Consider the following 20787-nt stretch of genomic DNA (forward strand, 5'->3'; position numbering starts at 1 on the left):
TGTCCCTCCTTGCGTTGCCGCGACCGTTGCCGCGGCGGCTGCCGTTCTCCCTGCATGCCGAACAGACCGCTGCCGGACCAGACAAGCGCGGGTCTGGGCAGGGGCCGGGCGGGACGGCACCGAACGGGTTCAGTGCCGGATGGGTTCAGTGCCGGCGGGCCGCTGGGGTGCGGGGATCCACCCGTGGTTCAGTGCCCGACGGGTTCAGTGCCCGACGCGGCTGGCGTCACCGCGACCGCGAGTGCGGTCAGACTCAGCCGGAACGCCCGTCGACAGCTACCGCACGACCACTGGCCGTGCCCGGATCCAGCGGAGGCTTCCCCGGCCTCGGCCGGCAGGTAGGGGACAAGGTCCTCCTCGCCGCAGTACGGGCAGTAGAACGGGACCGAATGCGCGCTGGCCATCAGCTGCCGCCACCGCGCTCGCCCGGCGTGCCCGCCGCCGAACCGGCCCCGCCGGCCGCGGTACCGCTGGCCGCGGTATCGCCAGGCGCACGGCCCCCGCCGGCTGTGCGGCCCCCATCGGAGACACCGACCCCGCCGGTGGCACGGCCTGCGCCGGCGCTACTGGCGGCGCCGGCACCGCCGGGGACGCCGGCTCGCACGGATGCGACGGAGAGCGCGGACTCGTCCACCCGTTCCACCCAGTCCGCGAAGGACTCGCCCGCGCCGCGGTCCGCGGAGTAGGCGCGCAGCAGGCCGTCGACGTAGTCGACGACCCCGACGGAGGTGACCTTCAGCCCTCGGGACTTCCGACCGAGCCGCGACCGGGTGCCGAGATGACCACCGAGGTGGACCTGGAACCCCTCGACGAGTTCCCCGGAGGCGTCCGGCACCAGGGAGCCCTTGAGCCCGATGTCGGCGACCTGGAAACGCGCGCAGGCGTTGGGGCAGCCGTTGACGTGGATGCCGATCGGCTCGTCGAAGTCCGGCAGGCGGCGCTCGAGCTCGTCGATCAGCGAACCGGCCTTCCCCTTGGTCTCGACGATGGCGAGCTTGCAGAACTGGATACCGGTGCAGGCCATGGTGCCGCGCCGGAACACACTCGGCCGTACGACCAGGTCGAGCGCGGTGAGCTCGGCCTCCAGCTCGTCGACCCGGGCCGGGTCGACGTCGAGGATGACCAGCTTCTGCGTGGTCGTCGCTCGGATGCGGCCGGCGGCGAAACGGTCGGAGAGGTCAGCGACGGCGGCGAGCGTGGTACCGCTCAGCCGTCCGGCGCGGGGGGCGAAGCCGACCGCGAAGCGGCCGTCGCGCTGCTGGTGGACGCCGATGTGGTCACGTCCCTCGTTACGCGGCGGCGCCGGGGGTGGGCCGTCGGGCAGCGCCGTGGCCAGGTACTCCTTCTCCAGGGTGGCGCGGACCCACTCGGGCCCCATGTCGGCCACCAGGAACTTCAGCCGGGCCCGGGTGCGCATCCGCCGGTAGCCGTAGTCCCGGAACAGGCTGGCCACGGCGTGCCAGACCTCGGCGACCCGGTCGGGGGGCACGAAGGTGCCGAGCCTGACCCCCAGCTTCGGGTTGGTCGACAGGCCGCCGCCGACCCACAGGTCGTAGCCGGGACCGAACTCGGGGTGAACGACACCGACGAACGCGATGTCGTTGATCTCGTGCAGCGTGCAGTGGTCGGCGCAGCCGGAGATGGCGCTTTTGAACTTGCGCGGCAGGTTGCTCAGGGACTCGTCGCCCACGTAGCGCCGGACGGTCTCCTCGATCGCCGGGGTGGCGTCGATGACCTCGTCGCCGTCGACGCCGGCCAGCGGGCAGCCGAGAATGACGCGGGGGGTGTCACCGCATGCCTCGGCCGTCGTCAGCCCGGCGCCCTCGAGCGCTGCCCAGATCGCCGGCACGTCCTCGATGCGGATCCAGTGGAGCTGGATGTTCTGCCGGTCGGTGACGTCGGCTACGTCCCGCCCGTAGCGGGTGGAGATCCCGGCGACGACGCGGAGCTGGTCGCTGGTCAGCTGGCCGCCGTCGAGGCGGATGCGCTGCATGAAGAACGGCGCCTCGAGCTCCTCGGGCTCCAGGACTGCCGTCTTGCCGCCGTCGATGCCCTCCCTGCGCTGGGTGTACAGCCCCCACCAGCGGAACCGCCCCCGAAGATCCTGGGGGTCGATGCCGGCGAAGCCCGTGTACGGGTAACGGTTGAGGATCCGGTCCCGGACGGCCAGGCCGTCCTGGTCCTTCTTCATCCGCTCGTTGGGGTTGAGGGGCTCCAGGTGGCCGAGCGCCCACTGGCCCTGCCCCTTCGGACGGGAYGGGCGCGCGGAACGGGAGCGTGCGGGGGTCGTCATCGAATCTCTCGCAACCGTGTGCGGGGTGCGCCGACAACATGCCGACAGCATGAGGTGGCGCGACGGAAAGGTCAGCGGTGGAAAGGTCAGATGTGACGCGGACAGACCGCGCTGGCGACCCTGAGCAGGTCGACATGCAGGCGCGCAACCAGTCCGAAGTCGACCAGGGTCGCGAAGTCCGCCGAGGTGTGGCCGGCGGGCGTGAAGCCGGTCCACGGGAGGTCCGAACCAAAGTCCGTCATGCCTGAACCGGTCAGACGGAGATCCGGGCGTGCGGTCACGGACCCATGCTTTCACATCGAGCGCCCGCAAGACAGCGAATGCACCCAGAATCAGGATAAAATTACGGAGCGTCCAAAATTTGGATGGATGCCGTTGGATGGATGCCGTTGGATGGATGCCGGCCGGTCGTCCGGGCCATCCGATTTCATTGTTCAGCAGACTGGTGGATAAACGGGTCAACGACAATAAACAGATCGACCGGTCGGACAGATCTCGACCGGTCGACGGCGCCGCCGGCTCGGCGCGGGGCCGTCGCCTGACTGTCGTCGCCTGACTGTCGTCGCCTGACTGTCGTCGCCTGACTGTCGTCGCCTGACTGTCGTCGCCTGACTGTCGTCGCCTGACTGTCGTCGTGCGCTCGGCGGGCCGCCTCGCGCGAGCCGCGGCCGGTCGACGGTTCGGCGCGGAAGCGGCCAGCCCGGTCGTGCCCCGGGCCGGCCGATGGTTCAGCTCTGGACCGGCCGGCTTGCGACAGTTCGGACGGGAGCACGTCCGCACACGTCTCGCAGGCGGTCGACCAGGCTGTCGATGGCGAGGCCCTTCTCGATCAGGGCGTGCGCGCCGAGCGTCGAAGCCTGTTCGCCGAGAGCCCGCTCGGAGAAACCGGTGAAGATGACGACCCGGGCCCGGGGCACCGTCCGGCGAATCACGGGTAACGCCGTGAGGCCGTCCATGACGGGCATGGCGACGTCCAGCAGGACGAGGTCGGGGTCGGTACGCGAAACGATCTCAATTGCCTCGGCCCCGTCCCTGGCCCGGCCGACGATCACGAAATCGGGCTCCATGTCCAACAGGAGACAAACGAGATCGCGTACGCCGTCGGCATCGTCGGCCACCACGACGCGGACGGCATCCTGCACACCTGGCTCTCCGTCCATATCCGACGTTCTACGCTGTGCCGGTACCACCCGCCCATCGTCATTCAGGATGGTTTCCGGAGCTAGCCCCCCGGCGAATCCCCCAAAGGGAGGACAGCTACCGGCAAAGGGAGGACATCCGCTGGCACCGGACACCCACAATCACACCTGTTCATAATCGCGAAACGATGCGGAACGACCGTGCGTGGATTGTCATCGATGTCCGGCCGGCGGCAACACCGATGACGGCTGCCGGTAACCTTCGGCCGCCCGAACCGGCGGATCCGATGTCGGTCGGCTCACCGCCCCGCACCCGGCCGCCCGGCCCACCCGCACCGGCGGGGCATCCGCGGGGCGCTCTACCCATTGGGGCCAATGGGGGTCCAAGGGGTCAATGGGGGTCCGCAAGGAGGACCTGGACGCCTACGAGGCCAACGAGGCCAACGAGGCCAACGAGGCCTTCGGGTCCAAGGGGTCAATGGGGGTCCACAAGGGCCATGGCCCGTATGGGCCGCGCAAGTTCCTGGTCCGGCATCCACGGCACCCTGCATATTGGCGGGCCACACCCCGGGCCTGATCGGTGGGGCTGTGCCCCGGGTCCGCCTGGCGGTCTAACGTCCCGAGCCGGATCCCGTTGGGGCCACGTCCTGTTTGAGCGCGAGCCAGGGCCACCACCTTGATCCCGAGCCGGGTCCGTGGGGCCACGCTCTGAGCTGGGCCCGAGTCGGGCTGTGCCCCGGGTTCCGGTTCACCCGCGCCGACGGCACCTATATGATCATCCTCAGGGGCGGGCCGAGCGGCAGGTGCTGACCCAGCGTGCCAGCGGCATCCGACCGGGCGGCGTCCGCGGACCATCGCCGCACCGGAGCGTCGCCTGTGCCGGGCCACTGTGCCGGGCCCCTGTTCCAGACCGCTGCGCCGGGCCACCCATACCGACGTGACATCTGCGCCGGTGTCACAGGCTGTAGGCAGCCCACCGGACTCCGCGAACGTCCGGGTACGGTTGGCCACCGGATTCCACGCGTGGCCACCGAGGGCGGCCGCCAGGGATGAGCCGGCAGCACGGCCACCGGCACCGATGCCACCGATGTTGCCTGTGCCACCTGTGCCACCGATGGCACCGGTGCCGCCGATGTCGGTGCCGACACGCGCGGACGCACGCCCATGCCGTTCGATCCAGATGGCCGCCCCCGTACCCCTCGTCCTCCTCATACGCGACCGTTGGCGCGCGGGGGCGCGTCGCCGAGAACAACGAAACCGACGAGCAACGGGCTTCGCTCCACAAACCGCGACGGTCAGATCCTCGACGGCGAGATCCGCCCCATCCGGGAGACGGCACCAGAAACAACGGATCGCGCCACCACCGGCAGCGGAATATATCGTTATGAACAAAATATCGTGTCACCGCAGGCGATGGGATACGCCGTGACGGACGGCGACCGGTACGGCGCCTTAGCCTTATCCCGTACCCGTTCGTATCGGTACCCGTTCGGCCGTTCGTATCCGCCCGTACCTGTCCGCCCGCACTTATCCGTTGGCGAACAGCACGTTCACGTCCGCCGGAACGGCGTCCCGTGCCGCCGCCCGCCGGGCGAAAGCCGTTATTCCCTCGAGCTGACGCTCCCCCAGGGAGAAATCCAGCGTGGTGAAGTACCGCGTCAGCGTCGCCACGTCGAAAACCTCCCAGCGCGCCGCGTGCCGGGCCACGGCGTCCACCTGGCGCAACGCGAGATCGAGGCTGCCCCGGAAGGCGTCGTGCACCTCCTTGACCACCCCCGGGCGGGCCTGGGCGAAGTCACGGCGCGCCGCCCACACCGCGAACACCATCGGCAGCCCCGACCAGTCCCGCCAGGCCGCGCCCAGGTCGACGACATGCAGCGGATGCGCCTCCCCGGCGCGCTCGGCGTCATAGGTGGCCCGCAGGGCCACGTCACCGATCAGCACAGCGGCATCAGCCTCACGCAGCATCAGAGGCAGATCAGGCGGCATGATCGTATAGGTCGGCCACAGCCCCAGCCGGTCCTCCAGCAGCATCTGCGCGAGCAGCACACTCGTCCGCGAGGTGGAACCCAGGGCCACCGATCGAATCCGGTCCACCGGCACGGCGCTGGCGAGCACCACCGACAGCACCGGGCCGTCGGAGCCAACCGCGAGGTCCGRCAGGACGACAAGTTCGTCGGCGTGCCGCAGGTACTCGACCAGGCTGATCGGGCCTATGTCGAGATCGCCCGCCACCAGCGCCTCGTTGAGCCGGTCGGGGGTGTCCTTGGTCAGTTCGACGTCCAGTACCGCGCCGGAGTTCACCAGGCCCCAGTAGAGCGGGAGACAGTTGAGAAACTGGATGTGGCCGACCCGCGGCCGCCTGAAAGCGGACGCCGGCACGGACGGGACCGGTACCGGCGCGGCGGGCACAGGCGCGGCGGGCTGCGGGCTCTGAGTCGGCAGCGACGGCGGCACCGTGTGCCCGGCCTCCTGGCCGGGCACCTGCGTGACATCGCTGGTCACCTGCACGACATCGCCGGTTATTTTCGTGACGTCAACGGCCGCTTGCGTGACATCTCGCCGCTGCGCAATGTCACGCTGCGGTACAGAACTACACTTTTCGGTGATATCAGGCTGGGATGCGGCGTCGTGCTCCCGGGTGGCGTCACGCTTTCTCGCGGCGTCGTGCTCCCGGGATGGCTCGCCGCTCAACGCAGCCAACCGCGTCGTTGCTCGAGGGCATCGAGCACCGCCCGGCGCTGACGGATCGCCAGCGGATAGCTCACCAGCCCGCTGAGGACCACCGCGACGGCGAAACCAAGCAGCCAGTGCAGGCCCACGAGCAGCACGACCGTCAGCACAGCGGCGAAGATGACAGTCCGCAACGCGAAGTAACGGGCGTTGATGGCGAGCAGCCCCGGCCTGGACGGCAGCGGTCCGGCTGACGATGATGACCCGGACGACGGTGCCCTGTACGGTGACGGCGATCCGTACGGTGACGGTGACCCAGACGGCGACAGCCCGGCCGGCCGCTGGCGCGAGGCCCGCCCCCACCTGCCCGCCACTCGCTTTTGAAGATCCACAAATCCTCCCGCTCCCCGGCCGCCGGGCGGTTCCCGGCGACCGGACATACACGGCTGCTTCATCCCTTCCCGTCTTCCCGTCCCCTCGCCCTCCCGCCTCACCGTCCTTCCGCCCAGTCTCCTCCCACGCCCCGTCATCTCGTATACGTTGGACGGCATGGGCGGGTTCCGCGGCCCGTGCCCACCAGGCTCACCTCGCCGCCGGCCTTATCCCGATCTCACCACCGGCCTCTCATCCCGCCGCCGGCCGTTCCCCGTAGCCCACCGCCGCCGCATCGCCGGTCGCCGCCCGCGGCCCCGCGGCCGGCAGCCATCCCGCCGCCGGCCGTCATCTCGTCCGGCGGGCGCGACGCCGAGGCACCCAGCCGAGACGTTGCAGCAGGGACGGATACAGCCCCAGGCAGACGAACATCACCAGCAGGCCGAGCAGGCCGGCCGGCCCGATCGCCAGGCCGGCGAGCCGCAGCAGCGCGTACGCGGCCACGCCCGGCAGCAGAATCGCCAGGAAAGCCAGCGTGAAGATGGAACCGATCCCCGCGGATCCCCGCGGCAGGACACGGCGCGCCGACGGAGCCGGCCGCGGCACCCCGGGCCGCGGGGTGGACGGAGCCGACGGAGCCGACGCGGCAGGTCGTGGCGCCCCGGCTGCCGCGTCCGACCGGACGGGCGGAACCGACTGCGGCAGCCGGCTGTCCGGGCCGGACGGGCGATCGTTCAGCCGGTTGTCCGACCGGTCACCATTCATGATCAAGCCGCCTTCGGCTAGTAGTCCTCCGCGCACCTCCGGCAGCACGATGAACATCATCATGCTGCCTTCGGCCGATACTCCTCCCGATGCCCCCGGCAGCGCGACACAACGCCCACGCCGCCTTCGGCTGCACCCCCTCCAAGCCTCCGGCAGCACGACACAACGATCGCGCTGCCTTCGGCTGGTGCCGTGAGCACATGCCTTCATCGCCCCCGCAACACTGTGATCGTTGTGGTTTCGATGTCGCTGGAGCGGCGTCCGGGTCACAAGAACCAAGAATCATGCCGCCCGAACCCGGTCGACGTCGGCGGTCATCGCGCTGGAGCGCCAGCCACGCGGTACGGACACCATCCGCGACCACCCACGTGGAGCATGATCCAGGCGAGTTTGTCGTTCGGTACGCTTTTCAGCCCAATGGGCGTACCTGACGACAAACTCGCGGCGATCTTCTCTGCTGGCCGGCACCCGTTGACGTTGGTCGTCGACCGTATCGCTACACATGGTCACATAACTGGCGCTTCAGGCGTTGATCTCCTGGGGGAGATCCCGACGGGTGGAGTCGGGGCCGTCGAACTCAYGAATCACGCGATACCGGGTGTCCCGCTCCACCGGGCGGAAGCCAGCGTCCCTGATCACCTCGAGCAGGTCCTCCCGGGTCATCGTGTCCGGCGTCCCGAAACCGTCGGCATCATGAGTGATCTTGTATTCGACGACGGAGCCGTCCAGGTCGTCCGCGCCGAAGTTCAGGGCGAGCTGGGCGGTGGTCAGGCCGTGCATCACCCAGAAGCACTTGATGTGATCGACGTTGTCGAAGAGCAGCCGGGACACCGCGAACGTCTTCAGCGCCTCGGCCCCGGTCGCCATCGGCTGGTTCATGAGCCGGTTACGCGGGTCACCGGCCGCGTCGTGCTGGAAGCGCAACGGGATGAACACCACGAATCCGCCGGTCTCGTCCTGCAGTTCGCGCAGCCGCAGCACGTGGTCGACCCGGTGCCGTGGCTGTTCGATGTGGCCGTAGAGCATGGTGGCCGGCGTCCGCAGGCCCTTGGAGTGGGCCAGGCGGTGGATGCGCGACCAGTCCTCCCAGTGCGTCTCGTGCCCCACGATGTGCTGGCGGACCTCCCAGTCGAAGATCTCCGCCCCGCCTCCGGTCAGCGACTCCAGGCCGGCGTCGATCAGCTCGTCGAGGATCTCCTCCGCGGGCAGACCGCTGATCTTCTCGAACCAGTGGATCTCGGTGGCCGTGAACGCCTTGAGCGCCACACCCGGCAGCGCCTTCGACAGCTCACGCAGCGAACGCGGATAGTAGCGCCACGGCAATGTGGGATGCAGGCCGTTGACGATGTGCAGTTCGGTGATGCCGGCGGGCTCCATCGCCCTGGCCAGCCGCACCGCCTCTTCGATGCGCATCGTGTACGCGTCGACCTCACCCGGTTTGCGCTGGAACGAGCAGTAGGCGCAGGATGCCGCGCACACGTTCGTGAGGTTCAGATGCCGGTTGACGTTGAAGTACGTCGCGTCYCCGTTCTTGCGGACGCGGACGGAGTGCGCCAGCTCCCCCAGCCAGGCCAGCTCGTCGCTGGCGTAGAGCGCCTCGCCGTCCGCCCGGCTGAGCCGTTCGCCGGCGTGTACCTTCGCCTCGATCTCCCGCTTGAGCCCGACGTCCATGAGAACGAGGGTAGTCCCGCCCGGTGCCGCGTCCCGCCGACATGTGACCTGTGGCGCCTCGAACTTCCGGGCCACGGGTGCAGCGCGACCTGGGCGGCCGGCCCGAAGGCCGAGCCGGTCCGAAGGCCGAGCCGGCCGCGTCCGGTGGATCAGCGGGTGTCACCCGGCATCCACCGGACGCGGCGGCCTGGTGGCTAGGCCAGGCTGTCCCCGGGCGAGACCCCGGCGAGGAGCGCGCGGACCTCCGCCTCCTGATAGCGCCGGTGGCCGCCAAGGGTACGGATCGAGGTCAGCTTCCCGGTCTTGGCCCAGCGGGTCACCGTCTTCGGGTCGACCCGGAACATGCTCGCCACCTCGGCCGGTGTCAGCAGCGGAGCGGATTGTGGTGTTGGTGTCGTTGTCACTGAGCCTCCTGTCACAGAGCGTTGACAGTCAACATACAGAAGGTTCTTGCTTCAGTGGTAATTCGGGCGTGACACATCGGGGTCATGTGGTGACTAGTCCGCTCACGTCCGCATGAGTGAGAACACGTTCAGTGACCAAGCGCCTGCGAGGATGATAAAGAAGAGATCACTGCGGCGCACGGCCAGCCRCCGGTCCCCCGGCTACCGGTTCCCCCGGTAACCGACCGTCAGCTCAGGACTCGTTCGCCCCGGGGACCACCGGCGTCCCACCAGGAGCGTGGCCGTCCCACCAGGAGCACGGCCAGGAGCACGGCCACACCACCACCCTGTACCCGTTCGCCCCGGGGTTACCGACTCCCGGGGACTACACGCGTGTTCCTCCGGGGGCGGCGGATACTCAGCCGTCAGCGTCCCGCGCCGACACCGGCGCGGCCGGCGGCCTGCTGGGCGGCCCTGCGCTGCAACCGGCCCAGCGGATAGGTCAGCACACCCACGATCACGAGACCGGCCAGGATCGCGAGGAGCGGATTGACGCTCAGGATGAGCAGGATGGTCAGCATCACGAGCAGCGCCGCGATCCGCGCGGCGAAATACGGCAACTGCACCCGCAGGCCGAGGGCGGCCTGGCCGGCTACGGGGCGCCCGGCGGGCCAGCCCACCCGGGCACCCGAACCGTCGGCGGTGCCACCGGAAGCGGGCGTCCGAGGCCGCGGCGTCCGGTTCAGGTCCGCAGGCACGGCCCGCGTGCCGTTGCCTCTCGTCTGCCGCTTCCCGTCGCTCTTCCTGCCGGCGTCGTGTGTCATGCTCGCCTCTGTCCCAGTCCGGTGTGCGTCTCCCGACGGGCATCTCGAACCGGTATGAGCACGGATCCCGCGAATTCACGGTACGACCCACCGGATCCGCGGCGGTCACGAGGGCGGGTATCGGGCGGGGCCGAGCCCGCGCACCCCTTCACCCCGGTCACGTTCCACACCATCCGGTCACGTTTCACACCATCTCAAAGATCATGGGGACGGGCGGCGCGTGACGCCGAGCCCGCTGGCCTCTCCGGCCCTGACCGCGTTCCGTGCCGTTCCATCCGCGATGCTCCAAAGATCCGCGACGCTCCAAAAATCATGATGGTGGGCGGCGGCGCCACCAGAGCCGTCCCGTCTGTGCGCCCTCGTCCTGTTCGCCCTGGTCCTGTTCCGCGCCGCCTCGCATTTATGACCGCCCACATTCATACATATTCATGCATATTCACATATCAAGGACCATGAAAGTACAACGGACGCGGAAACATGAAGATCATGAGGGTGAGCGGCGGGCGGCGCCGAGCTCGCCGGTCCAGCGACGCAGCAGGTCATTGGGCACCCCGGCCGCGTCCAGGACCTTGCCGGCGACGAAGTCCACGAGCGCGCGCGCGTCGGTCGCGCCGGCATAGAAGCCGGGGCTGGCGGCCGCCACCACCGCGCCGGCATCGTGCAGGGACAGCATGTGCAGCAGGGTCGAGCGGGTGAACGGCATCTCCCGGGGTACGACCACCAGCCGGCGGCCTTCCTTCAGCGTCACATCGGCGGCACGCTGCAGCAGGTCCTTGGACAGCCCGAGGGCGATCCCGGCCACGGCGGCCGTGCTCGCGGGGACGACGATCATTCCCCTGGTCAGGTACGAGCCACTGCTCGGGCCGGCGGCGAGGTCACCGCAGGACCAGTGACGGAGCAGATCCGCCGCGGCCGCCGCGGAGATGACGGACGGGTCGACTCCGAGCCAGCCGGCCAGAGACCGTGGCCAGGTGCTGTCCCGCCAGGCGATCCCGGTCTCGTCCAACAGGGTGAGCCGGGCCGCCCGGGAGACGACCAGGTCCACCGGCAGCCCGGCGTCCAGCAGGCCGCGCAGCACCGACGCCGCGTACGGCGTCCCGCTCGCGCCGCTGACACCGACCACCCACGGTAGCCGCGGTAGCCGCGGTTCGCCTTCACCCGGCCGCGGCGGCACCGCGTCCCGGCTGTCGAGACGCACCCGTCCTCCCAACTATCCGCCCGGCCGCCCGACTGTCCGACCGCCCGACCACCTCCGACCGCCCGACCACCTCCGACTGCCCGGCCGTCTCCGAATGTCCGACCGTCCGGCCGCCTGACCGTCCGGCTGCCCGACTATCCGGCCAGCTGTCCGGATGCGCCCCACGCCGGTGGTCGCCGGACGCACCCCGACGTTCTTTTACCTGCGGCCGCCCTTCCCGCCTCGCTCACACCGGTGGTCGCCCGGACGCACCTTGACCCCGTACTCTCGACGCCTCCCGCACTTCCGACGATCATGAAGTCCTCTGCGATCCCCGTCGTCCGCAGTGGCCCGGTCGTCACGGGGTGGCCGCGGTCGTCGTGGCCGTCACCAGGCCAGGCCGCGGGAGACGAAATCGAGGACGGCGAAACCGAACAGGGCAATGCCGACGAACCCGTTGGCCGTCAGGAAGGCCCGGTTCACCCGGGACAGGTCGTCCGCGGAGACGATCGCGTGCTCGTACCAGAACGCGACAGCGGTCACCACCAGCCCCGCCCACCACCACGCGCCGAAGTCCTCCATCAGCCCGAACACGACGAACAGGGCGAACGTCACGACATGGGTGACGACCGAGGCGGCCAACGCCACCCGGATCCCGAACCGGGCCGGCACCGAGCCCACCCCGATGCCACGGTCGACCTCGGCGTCCTGACAGGCGTAGATCAGGTCGAAGCCGRCTATCCAGGTACCGACCGCGAGCCCGAGTACGACCGAGGCCCACGACCAGCGATCGGTGATGGCGATCCAGGCACCGACCGGTGCGACCGCCTGGGCCAGCGCGAGGACGGCGTGCGGGAAGTTGGTGAACCGCTTGGCGTACGAGTAGACGATCAGGGGGGCGACCGCGAACGGAGCGAGGGCCAGGCAGAGCCAGGACAGCGCGGCTGCGGACCCGGCGAAGACACCCAGGGCGACCACGGCGCCGACCGCGGCCGTGCGTACCGACACCACGCCGGTGACCAGCTCCCGGCCGGCCGTCCGCGGATTACGTCCGTCGATCTTCCGGTCGATGATCCTGTTGGTCGCCATCGCGAAGGTGCGGGCGGCGACCATCGCGACGGTCACCAGCGCGATGTCCAGCCAGTGCACGGAGCGGGAGACGTCGAACGATGCGGCGAGCGCCGCCACATAGGCGAACGGCAGCGCGAACACCGAGTGCTCGATCACCACCACCCGCAGGAAGGCGCGGACGGGACCGTCAGGCGCCGATGCCGGCCCCGGCACTCCCGGGGCGARCGCCGTGTCGCTCACCAACGACCATCTCCCGGACGTTCCGGCGAGCGGCGCGCCCCCGCAGTGGACGGTGGTGAAGTGGACGGTGGTGAACAGTGGTCGACGGTGGTCACAGCCCGTACTCCTTCCAGCGCCGGGCGACCTTGTCCCTGACCGCCTGGTCCATCACGGCCTCCGCGGGCCAGCCGCCCTCGCGACGGTATCCCTCCGTCGGGAGTTTGCGGGTGGCGTCCACACCGATCTTCCCACCGAAGAACTGCTCGTACGAGGCGTGGTCGAGGTGGTCGACCGGGCCGATCGTGGTCAGCAGGTCGTGGGCGTAGTCGACATTGCCGAACGCCCGCCACGCCACCTCGGAGTAGTCGTGGACGTCACAGTCGGCGTCGACGACCACGACGAGCTTGGACAGCGACAGCAGCCCGGCACCCCAGATGGCGTGCATGACCTTCTGCGCGTGCTTGGGGTAGCGCTTCTCGATCGAGACGATCGCGCAGTTGTGGAAGACGCCCTCGACCGGCAGGTCGTAGTCGACGATCTCCGGGATCATCATCCGGACCAGCGGCAGGAAGATCCGTTCGGTCGCCTTGCCGAGCGGCCCGTCCTCCTGCGGTGGGCGGCCCACGACGATCGTCTGGAAGACCGGGTCACGCTGCATGGTCATCACGTCGACGTGCAGGGCGGGGAACGGCTCGACCGGGGTGTAGAAACCCGTGTGGTCGCCGAACGGGCCCTCCGGGAGGCGCTCCCCCGGCTCCAGCCAGCCCTCGAGCACCACCTGGGCATTCGCCGGCACCTGCAACGGGACGGTCAGGCAGTCGACCATCTCCACCCGTTCGCCGCGCAGGAACCCGGCGAACAGGTACTCGTCGATCTCCGCCGGCAGCGGGGCGGAGGCCGCGTAGGTCACCGCCGGGTCGCAGCCGAACGCGATCGCCACCGGCAACCTCTCCCCCCGACGCTCGGCGACGGCGTGATGGGCGTTGGAGTCCTTGTGGATCTGCCAGTGCATGCCGACCGTCCGGGCGTCATGGCGCTGCAGCCGATACATGCCGAGATTGYGCTGACCTGTCTCGGGATGCTTCGTGTGGGTCAGGCCCAGGTTCAGGAACACCCCGCCGTCGTCCGGCCAGGCGTGCACGCCGGGCAGGCGGAACAGGTCGACGTCCGAGCCCTTGAGGACGACGTCCTGGCACGGCGCGGTCCGGACCCTGYGCGGCGGCACCGACCGGAGCGCGGCGACCTTGCCCAGCGCCTCCCGCAGCCCGCCGAGCCCGACCGGGAGCTCGGGTCTGAGCAGGGTGGCGATCCGGTCGCCGATCTCGTCGAGGCTGCCGGCCCCCAGCGCGGCGGCCATCCGCCGCTCGGTGCCGAAGACGTTGATGGCCAGCGGCATGTCGGCGCCGAGCGGCCGGTCGAACAGCAGCGCGGGCCCGCCCTCCCGAACCACCCGCGTGACGATCTCGGTGACCTCCAGGACCGGGTTGACCGGGACGCGGACGTGCCGCAGGTCGCCGTGACGCTCGAGATGAACGAGGAACGCGCGCAGATCCGCCCAGGCCATAACGCCCATCCTGGCAGGACACCCATCCTGGCAGCGACCCGCGGGCCCGGGCCGTCCGGGCTTGTCAGGCCAACCGCCGGAACCCGCTGCCGGCCGCGTCGCGTAGCACTGGCCGCAGCGTCCGTCCGGCTGCCAGACGGATCCGGCGGGAACCCGCGTCCGGTTACCAGCCGGATCCGGCGGGAGCCCCCCGCCCGCCCGGTCGGACAGACAACGCCCTCGGGTGGCGGACACGTCCCGGCAGCCACGATCGACGCACTGGCCCGACACACTGGCCCAGCACACCGGCCCAGCACAACAGCAGCCTTACACAACAGCAGCCCGACACAGCAGCCATGGTCGACGCGTTGGCCCCGGTGCCGATGGACGACACCCGGGTGGTGGGCACCTCGGGACGTGCGCCGACCGGCCGTACCCGATACGGGTTTCCACCCATGCGGCACGTCCCACAATCGAAAGGAGCACACTGGGAGTGTTGTCGTTGCGCGGCGGCCGCCCTGGCGTCACTGATCTGACTGGACGGGCGGATGGTTCCAACGGGCATCAGCTGTTCCAATGGACATCGGCTGTTTGGGCATCAACRGGCATCCATGGTCACCTATGGGCGTCGGAACCGCCCCAGAGAGCATTGGCTGTACCGTCGGACGACGGTGGATATGGATCTGCACGCGATCAGGACTCCGGGTCGTGACGGACGGTCATGACGGTCGGAGTGAAGACTGGAGAGGAGCAACGGTGCGGTGGTGGGGTTCGTACTGACGCTGATGATCTTCGGCTTCTGGATTTTCACACTCATTGACGCGATCATGGCTCCGTCCGCCGCCGTGCGTACACTCCCCAAGCTCGCCTGGATTGCGATCATCGTTTTCTTCTACGCCCTCGGCGGTGTGGCCTGGCTTCTGGTCGGCCGCCCCCGCCGTGACGACCGCGTCGGCGAGGGTATCGATCCTACGGATCATCCAACATGGGGAGGCCGGGGCCGCTGGGCCGGGGCGGACGGCTTCGGCCGGGGCAGCCGGGAAAGCGGCCAGGACGGGCCGTCGAATGTCCGGTGGCCGTCGTGGCCACGCCGTAGTCCCACGCCACAGCCGGTCGCGCCCGACGACAATCCGGAGTTCCTGCGGGAGTTGTCCGAGCGTATCCGCCGCGGGGATGGCGACGGCACCTCCCGGACCTGACCACAATCGGCTGACCACAACCGGCTCGTACGGCGACGCCCGCGGCATCACCTACCCGGCCTCACCCACCGCCGTGCCGGATCGACCGTCCTGTCACGTCGACCGCTGTATCACGCTGGCGGCAGCAATCATGCTGGCAGCGCTACCACGTTGGCATCACGTTGGCATCACAGCCAGCGCGGTGCTGTTGATGCCGGCCGGCGTCATCCGGCCGGCATCCCGGCAGCGACACGATCGAGCACGATCGAGAAGGTGCCGCTTACGGCCGAGGCCACCGGCGGCCAGCATCATCCTGGCGGCCTCCTGTCGGTATCCCTGGCCAGATTCCTGGCAGATTCCTGGCAGCATCCCGTCGGGAAGCCAGCCGGGCAGGCATCCGGCACGGACCGGTCCGAGCCTCGACCAACGGCACTCAGGATGATCGCGTTGACGGGCCTCACCCACCGACACCCGCGTAGGAGTGCAGCCCCGAGATGACCAGATTGACCAGATAGTAGTCGACAAACAGCGCACTGAAACCAAGCAGTGATATCGCCGCGGCCCGGCGGCCCTTCCAGCCGGCGGTGGCGCGGGCATGCAGGTAGGCTGCGTAGATCACCCAGGTGATGAACGACCAGGTCTCCTTGGGATCCCAGCCCCAGTAGCGGCCCCAGGCCGCCTCCGCCCAGATGGCACCGGCGACGACCGCGAACGTCCAGACCGGGAATGCGAAGCCGATCACGCGGTAGGTGACGCGGTCCAGCGACGCGGCCGTGGGCAGTCTCATCATGATCCCGCCGCGCCTGCGCATCGCCGCGGAGGCCTCGGCCTGTCCGGTGGCAACCGCCGCGAGGCGGTTCTCCCAACGGTCCTTCAGCAGGTACAGGACGGTGGTGACCGCCGAGACCATGAACACCCCACTGGCCACGATCGCCGCCACCACGTGAATCTTGAGCCAGTAGGAGTTGAGCGCCGGAACGAGCGGGCCCGCCGCCACGTAGAGCACCGTGCCGGCGAGACCGAGGTAGAGGACCACCGGCAGCATCACGAAGACGCCCAGCCAGCGGACACGCGCCCGGGTCCGGGCCAGCATGCCCAGATAGGTCAGCACCGCGACCAGGGTGATCATGGATGAGAACTCGTACATGTTCCCCCACGGCACCCGGTCCGCGGCCAGGCCGCGGGCGGTCACCGAACCCACGTGCGCCGCGCATCCGAGCGCGGTGAGCAGCACCGCGGCCCGGCCGAGCCAACGCGCCCGGGGTGAGGTCAGCAGGTCCGCGCCGTCCCCGGCCATCGCCTCAGCCATCGCCGCCCGCTCGGCGGCCTGCCGGACCGCCCTGGCGTCGGCCGCGGCGAGCGCCTCGGCGGCAGGGTCCACAACAGGATCGCGATCGTTCACGGCAGGGGTGACGGACGCGCCCGCCACGTCTACGCCTGCCGTGGCTACGCCTGCCGGAGTTGTGCCTGCCGTAGCTGTGCCAGCCACGTCCGCGCCGACCATCGACGCCACCCGTCCGGGCGTCGTGACCGCCGCGGCCCGCACCGACGACACCGATGAGGAGGCCGATGACGCCACCGATACCGACGCAGCCAGTGACGACGATCTACCCGCCCGGCCTTCGGCCAGGGCCGTGGCACTGGCACGCCCGAAACGGCTGAAGGCGAACTCGGCCGCGTAGCCGAGCATAGCCAGYGCGTAGACCGCCATAGTCACGCCGAGAAGATGGTCGGACAGCGTGGCAAGACCGGAATTGACGGGCATCACAGCTCCTGTTCGGTGGGATCCCCGGTTCCACTGCTGGCCCGGGCAGCCTCCGGCTCAGTCATCAGATCCTCCCTGTGCCGGTTCCCCGGATCCGCTGGTGGTCCTGGAGGTCCGGATGGCGCCTGCCRCCCGGTCCGCCTGTGTCTGTTTCGCCAGTCCCCGCTCCGATAGCGCCTGAGTATCCGATGGCGCCTGAACCTCAGACGGCGCCTGAACAGGTGCAACCGCAACCCATCCGGGCGGCTCCGAGCGCTCCGGGCTGCCCGACCGGGTTGGACGCGCCCCATCGGCGGGTGTGGTAGCCAGCCGTATGTCCTCGATGATCGCCCGTAGTTCGGCCGCGAAGCCGTCCACGTCGGAACGGGACAGTCCGCCGACCTCGACCATGCTCATCGCGCGGGCGCCGGCGTCGGTGTCAGGACCGGAACCGGAACCGCTGCCGCTGCCGGTTTCGGTGTCGCTGCCGGTGTTGACGCTGGCGCTGGTGTCTGCGCCAGCTGGCGCGGATACGGCGGGACGTGCCCGCAGCCAGACCCGGCGTCGGCGTACCCGCATGCTGACCAGCAGGCCACCGATGATCGCTACAGCCGCGACCAGCACCCAGCCCTTGAACGGATCGGACTTGGTCTGGAACGTGGCGAACGCACGAACCCCGTCGACCTCCAGGGTTATCCCCCCGGGCAGACCGCTGATCGTCCGCTGCTCGGGATTGTTCAACGCGAGTACCTGCGCCACCCGTCCGGCGCCGATCGGGCCGTCTATGTGGAGCTGGCGCATGTCCCGGGTGTCCAGCGAGTAGATATTCTGTGGCACGCCCTCGTTGATGTGGAGGTTGCCGACATAACCGGTGAGTGTGAGGCCGGGGGCGGTCGCGGCCGGATGGGTCGAAATGTAGCCGTGCGCCGGATCGAGCTGCGTGGTCGGAGTGAACACACCGGTGAACGCCAATTGCTGAGGCTCTCTGGTCGGCCCGGTCGGCGGGAGCCCAGTGTCACCGATCTTCAACGTGCAGGTGGACGCGAACATGGCGTCCCGCGGCGTACAGGGCTGATAGCCCTCCCAGACAACGCTGCCGTCGCTGTTCCGCAGCACGAAGTGCGGAGCATATCCGTGGCCGATCAGGTACACCTTGGCGCTACTGATCGCCAGCGGATGGTTGACCCGGATATCGGCCGTGCGGATCCGCCCGCCGAGATCGGTGCTGTAGGCGACTTCGGCGCGGAAGTCCGCTGGTTGYCCGTTGGGCTGATAGGAGGCGGTGAACTTCTCCAGTGTCAGGGAGAACGGCGCCAGGTCACCGGCGGGGTCGACCAGCTTGCCCCGGCTGAACTGGTCGTAGGAGACCAGCGTGTTCGTGAAACCGTCACCCTGTATGACCAGGACGGTGCCCTGGTAGCCGAACCACGAACCCAGCCCGACCCCGAGGAGCATCAACACCAGCGCGATGTGGAAGACGAGGTTCCCGGTCTCGCGCAGGTAGCCCTTTTCCGCGGCCACGGAGAAGTCCTGGCTGCCGTCGGGCCTGGTTGCGCCCTCGGGCGCGACCGCGACCCGGAACCGCCGCCGCCGCAGGACCACCCGCGCCGCCTCGACCACCTCCGGGGGGCRCAGCGTGCTGTCCCACGACCGGCCGCCGGCCAGCCGGCTCGGCCGGGCCGGCGCCCGCGGCGGCCGTCCCACCAGCTCCCTGGCATGCCAGCGGACCCTCGACGTCAGACAGCCGATCAGGGAGACGAACAGCAGCAGATAGACCGCGGCGAACCAGGGAGCGCCGAAGACATCGAAAGCTGACAGCCTGTCGAGGAACGGCGCGAGCGAAGGATGATCGCGAAAGTACTCCTCGACCTTCAACGGGTTCAGTGAGCGCTGCGGCAGCAGGGAACCGGGGACGGCCGCGAGCGCGAGCAGAAACAGCAGCAGTAGCGCCGTGCGCATACTGGTCAACTGGTGCCAGGCACGCCGGACCGGACCAATGATCAATAGTAGGGGACGGGACGAGCCGACGGCCCCGATGGTGCCGCCGCCGGCAGCGCGCGGGCCGGACGGCACCGCGGGTATCCGTTCCCGCACCTCGTCAGGCACGGTCGTCAGGATCCCGRCCCGGTCGGAGACATCTGTCGAGTCGGTCAGGCCGGTCCGGTCAGTCGGCTCGGCGACCGGCGATCCAGAGGGGCCCGATGGAGATGATGGCCTGCCGGTCGAGCCGCTTGGGGTGGTCAGGTCAGTTGGCTTGGCGACCTCGATCGGATCATCCGCACCCGGGCCAGCGTCCACGCCCGGACCAGCGTCCACACCTGGGGTAATTGGTACAGCCATGGTCGCCGTTGCTCCTGATCCGTCGATCGCCAAGCTGTCGATCACCGGGCTGGATGCGGCATTGCGCTCCAGATCGGACCCGGATGGGCGCCTCCGGCTCGTCCGACTGGTCCGGCTGGTTCGCCCGCTCACAAGACGCTCACAAGGGGGTCTCCGTGAATCCCGGGGCGTATGGCCGAAGAGCAGCGATCAGATCGGTCCACAGGCCGGTGACCTGAAGAAGCCCGACAGCGACAAGAAGCACACCGCCGGCAAAGGTGAGCGCCCGGGCACGCCTGCGGGCCGCCGCCAGAGCACCGGCCACCCGCCGGAAAGCCAGGCCCACGACGAGGAACGGCACTCCCAGGCCGAAGCAGTAGGCGGCGGAGAGGAACGCGCCTCGGCCGGCGGTTGCGCTCTGTACCGCGAGCGCCAGCACCGCCGTCAGGGTGGGCCCGAGACACGGTGTCCAGCCGATCCCGAACAGGACGCCGAGGACAGGCGCGCCGACCAGGCCAGGTGCGGGCAGCCGGTGTATGCGCCACTGGCGGTTGGCCAGCGGGAGCCGGGCGAACACCCCGGCGAACGCCAGCCCCATGACCATGGTCACCGAACCGAGGATCTGGYTGACGCCGACCTGGTGCAGGGTCAGCCAACGGCCCAACCCGCCGAAGGCCGCACCGTAGCTGACGAAGACCGCGGTGAAGCCAAGGACGAACAGCACGGTACCGAGCGTGACCCGGCCCAGCAGTCGCCGCCGAGCCCAGCGGATAGTACTGATGCTGTCACCGGCACTGATTCCGGTATCAGTACCGCTTCCGGTATCAGTACCGCTGTTGCTGTTGCTGTTGTTGCCAGTGCCGGTACCAGCGTTGATACCGCTGCTAATGCCCGTACCGGTGTCGCTGCCTCTACCGGTGTCGACACCGGTAGAGGCAGCGGGCCGCGGTCCTGCCACCCGGCCACCGACCGCTGGCGTCGAAGCTCCGACCAGCACCGCTGAAGCGGCAGCCACCACCGTAGAAGTACCAGCCGCCGCTGAGGAAGCGACCATCTGCGACGAGGTGTCAACCATCGGCGACGAAGTATCAACCGCTGGTGGCTGGGAGTCGACGCCAACCGAGGGGCGGGCGGCCAGTTCCTCACCGGACAGCCCCGTGATGAATGACAGGTATCCCGGCACGAGGGGCAGCACGCACGGAGACAGGAACGACAACAGCCCCGCCGCCGCCGCGACCGGTGCGGCGAGYAGCAGCGGCCCGTCCGCGACGAACGATGTGACGCTCACCGCGGGACTCCCCCCAACCAGACCGGAGCTCCCTCCAGCCGGACAGCGCCGCCGATTCTGTCACCGCTGACAGCACCATGAGCACCCACACCGCCGGCATCCATACTGCCGGCATCCATACTGCCGGC

General features: G+C 69.4%; 19 protein-coding genes. 3 read left to right on the plus strand and 16 right to left on the minus strand.

Going from position 1 to position 20787, the window contains the following annotated elements; genetic code table 11:
• Positions 1-188: 188 nt before the first annotated feature.
• From BL254_RS09115 to BL254_RS26930, 3 genes are all read right to left on the minus strand, one after another.
• Entirely contained in the window at positions 189-404 is a 216-nt protein-coding gene (locus BL254_RS09115) for a hypothetical protein (RefSeq protein ID WP_013875167.1), read from the minus strand.
• On the minus strand, positions 404-2293 hold the full coding sequence (locus tag BL254_RS09120) for a nitrite/sulfite reductase (RefSeq protein ID WP_047221536.1): 1890 nt from the start codon (positions 2291-2293) through the stop codon (positions 404-406). The genes BL254_RS09115 and BL254_RS09120 overlap by 1 nt, the downstream gene beginning before the upstream one ends.
• Positions 2294-2379: 86 nt before the next feature.
• On the minus strand, positions 2380-2535 hold the full coding sequence (locus BL254_RS26930; RefSeq protein ID WP_157180363.1) for a putative leader peptide: 156 nt from the start codon (positions 2533-2535) through the stop codon (positions 2380-2382).
• Positions 2536-2672: 137 nt separating this feature from the next.
• On the opposite strand from BL254_RS26930, the gene BL254_RS26935 reads away from it, so the two are divergent.
• Positions 2673-2849: a hypothetical protein gene (locus tag BL254_RS26935; protein ID WP_162233161.1), complete on the plus strand. Its 177-nt coding sequence runs from the start codon at positions 2673-2675 to the stop codon at positions 2847-2849.
• Positions 2850-3021: 172 nt separating this feature from the next.
• Here BL254_RS26935 and BL254_RS09130 read toward each other — a convergent pair whose 3' ends face one another.
• A complete protein-coding gene (locus tag BL254_RS09130; protein WP_013875170.1) occupies positions 3022-3435 on the minus strand; it encodes a response regulator transcription factor in 414 nt (137 codons plus the stop codon).
• Positions 3436-3826: 391 nt separating this feature from the next.
• Between BL254_RS09130 and BL254_RS09135 the strand changes: the two genes are divergently transcribed.
• On the plus strand, positions 3827-4009 hold the full coding sequence (locus BL254_RS09135) for a hypothetical protein (RefSeq protein ID WP_076843068.1): 183 nt from the start codon (positions 3827-3829) through the stop codon (positions 4007-4009).
• Between the two features lie 950 nt (positions 4010-4959).
• On the opposite strand, the gene BL254_RS09140 is transcribed toward BL254_RS09135, so the two are convergent.
• The 9 genes from BL254_RS09140 to BL254_RS09180 form a co-directional block, all read right to left on the minus strand.
• Positions 4960-5844 (minus strand): menaquinone biosynthetic enzyme MqnA/MqnD family protein, encoded by an 885-nt coding sequence (locus BL254_RS09140; RefSeq protein ID WP_076843086.1) that lies wholly within the window; start codon positions 5842-5844, stop codon positions 4960-4962.
• Between the two features lie 278 nt (positions 5845-6122).
• The gene (locus BL254_RS28260) at positions 6123-6497 is read right to left on the minus strand and encodes a hypothetical protein (RefSeq protein ID WP_254857932.1); all 375 of its coding nucleotides are present in this window, start codon (positions 6495-6497) and stop codon (positions 6123-6125) included.
• Between the two features lie 328 nt (positions 6498-6825).
• Entirely contained in the window at positions 6826-7305 is a 480-nt protein-coding gene (locus BL254_RS09150; RefSeq protein WP_254857935.1) for a hypothetical protein, read from the minus strand.
• A 459-nt stretch (positions 7306-7764) separates the two neighbouring features.
• Positions 7765-8913: an aminofutalosine synthase MqnE gene (gene mqnE / locus BL254_RS09155; protein ID WP_076843069.1), complete on the minus strand. Its 1149-nt coding sequence runs from the start codon at positions 8911-8913 to the stop codon at positions 7765-7767.
• Between the two features lie 194 nt (positions 8914-9107).
• Complete coding sequence (locus tag BL254_RS09160; RefSeq protein WP_076843070.1) at positions 9108-9317, minus strand: BldC family transcriptional regulator; 210 nt, start codon at positions 9315-9317, stop codon at positions 9108-9110.
• Positions 9318-9721: 404 nt separating this feature from the next.
• Positions 9722-10120: a hypothetical protein gene (locus BL254_RS25850; RefSeq protein WP_086055211.1), complete on the minus strand. Its 399-nt coding sequence runs from the start codon at positions 10118-10120 to the stop codon at positions 9722-9724.
• 484 nt (positions 10121-10604) lie between these two features.
• Positions 10605-11318: a UbiX family flavin prenyltransferase gene (locus BL254_RS09170; protein WP_083730939.1), complete on the minus strand. Its 714-nt coding sequence runs from the start codon at positions 11316-11318 to the stop codon at positions 10605-10607.
• A gap of 366 nt (positions 11319-11684) precedes the next feature.
• Positions 11685-12608, minus strand: a complete 924-nt coding sequence (mqnP, locus tag BL254_RS09175; protein WP_076843071.1) for a menaquinone biosynthesis prenyltransferase MqnP — start codon at positions 12606-12608, stop codon at positions 11685-11687.
• Between the two features lie 91 nt (positions 12609-12699).
• Positions 12700-14151 (minus strand): menaquinone biosynthesis decarboxylase, encoded by a 1452-nt coding sequence (locus BL254_RS09180; RefSeq protein ID WP_076843072.1) that lies wholly within the window; start codon positions 14149-14151, stop codon positions 12700-12702.
• 740 nt (positions 14152-14891) lie between these two features.
• Here BL254_RS09180 and BL254_RS09185 point away from each other — a divergent pair.
• Positions 14892-15329 carry a PLD nuclease N-terminal domain-containing protein gene (locus BL254_RS09185; RefSeq protein ID WP_047221529.1) on the plus strand — a complete coding sequence of 146 codons (438 nt, stop codon included), beginning with the start codon at positions 14892-14894 and terminating at the stop codon, positions 15327-15329.
• 436 nt (positions 15330-15765) lie between these two features.
• Here the strand turns inward: BL254_RS09185 and ccsB are convergent, their stop codons facing one another.
• The 3 genes from ccsB to BL254_RS09200 all read right to left on the minus strand — a co-directional run bounded on the left by ccsB (position 15766) and on the right by BL254_RS09200 (position 20659).
• Positions 15766-17073, minus strand: coding sequence for a c-type cytochrome biogenesis protein CcsB (ccsB, locus tag BL254_RS09190; protein ID WP_047221528.1), 1308 nt, complete (start codon positions 17071-17073; stop codon positions 15766-15768).
• A gap of 57 nt (positions 17074-17130) precedes the next feature.
• The gene (locus BL254_RS09195) at positions 17131-19158 is read right to left on the minus strand and encodes a cytochrome c biogenesis protein ResB (RefSeq protein WP_175648327.1); all 2028 of its coding nucleotides are present in this window, start codon (positions 19156-19158) and stop codon (positions 17131-17133) included.
• A gap of 373 nt (positions 19159-19531) precedes the next feature.
• A complete protein-coding gene (locus BL254_RS09200; RefSeq protein ID WP_076843073.1) occupies positions 19532-20659 on the minus strand; it encodes a cytochrome c biogenesis CcdA family protein in 1128 nt (375 codons plus the stop codon).
• Between the last annotated feature and the right edge of the window lie 128 nt (positions 20660-20787).

This window comes from Protofrankia sp. BMG5.30, assembly GCF_001983005.1.
Taxonomy (GTDB): Bacteria; Actinomycetota; Actinomycetes; order Frankiales; family Frankiaceae; genus Protofrankia; species Protofrankia coriariae.

Coding starts and splice junctions, on each gene's coding strand:
- BL254_RS09115 (WP_013875167.1), bottom strand. CDS start 404: ATGGCCAGCGCGCATTCGGTCCCGTTCTACTGCCCGTACTGCGGCGAG.
- BL254_RS26930 (WP_157180363.1), bottom strand. CDS start 2,535: ATGACGGACTTTGGTTCGGACCTCCCGTGGACCGGCTTCACGCCCGCC.
- BL254_RS26935 (WP_162233161.1), top strand. CDS start 2,673: ATGGATGCCGTTGGATGGATGCCGGCCGGTCGTCCGGGCCATCCGATT.
- BL254_RS09135 (WP_076843068.1), top strand. CDS start 3,827: ATGGGGGTCCGCAAGGAGGACCTGGACGCCTACGAGGCCAACGAGGCC.
- BL254_RS09150 (WP_254857935.1), bottom strand. CDS start 7,305: ATGATGATGTTCATCGTGCTGCCGGAGGTGCGCGGAGGACTACTAGCC.
- BL254_RS25850 (WP_086055211.1), bottom strand. CDS start 10,120: ATGACACACGACGCCGGCAGGAAGAGCGACGGGAAGCGGCAGACGAGA.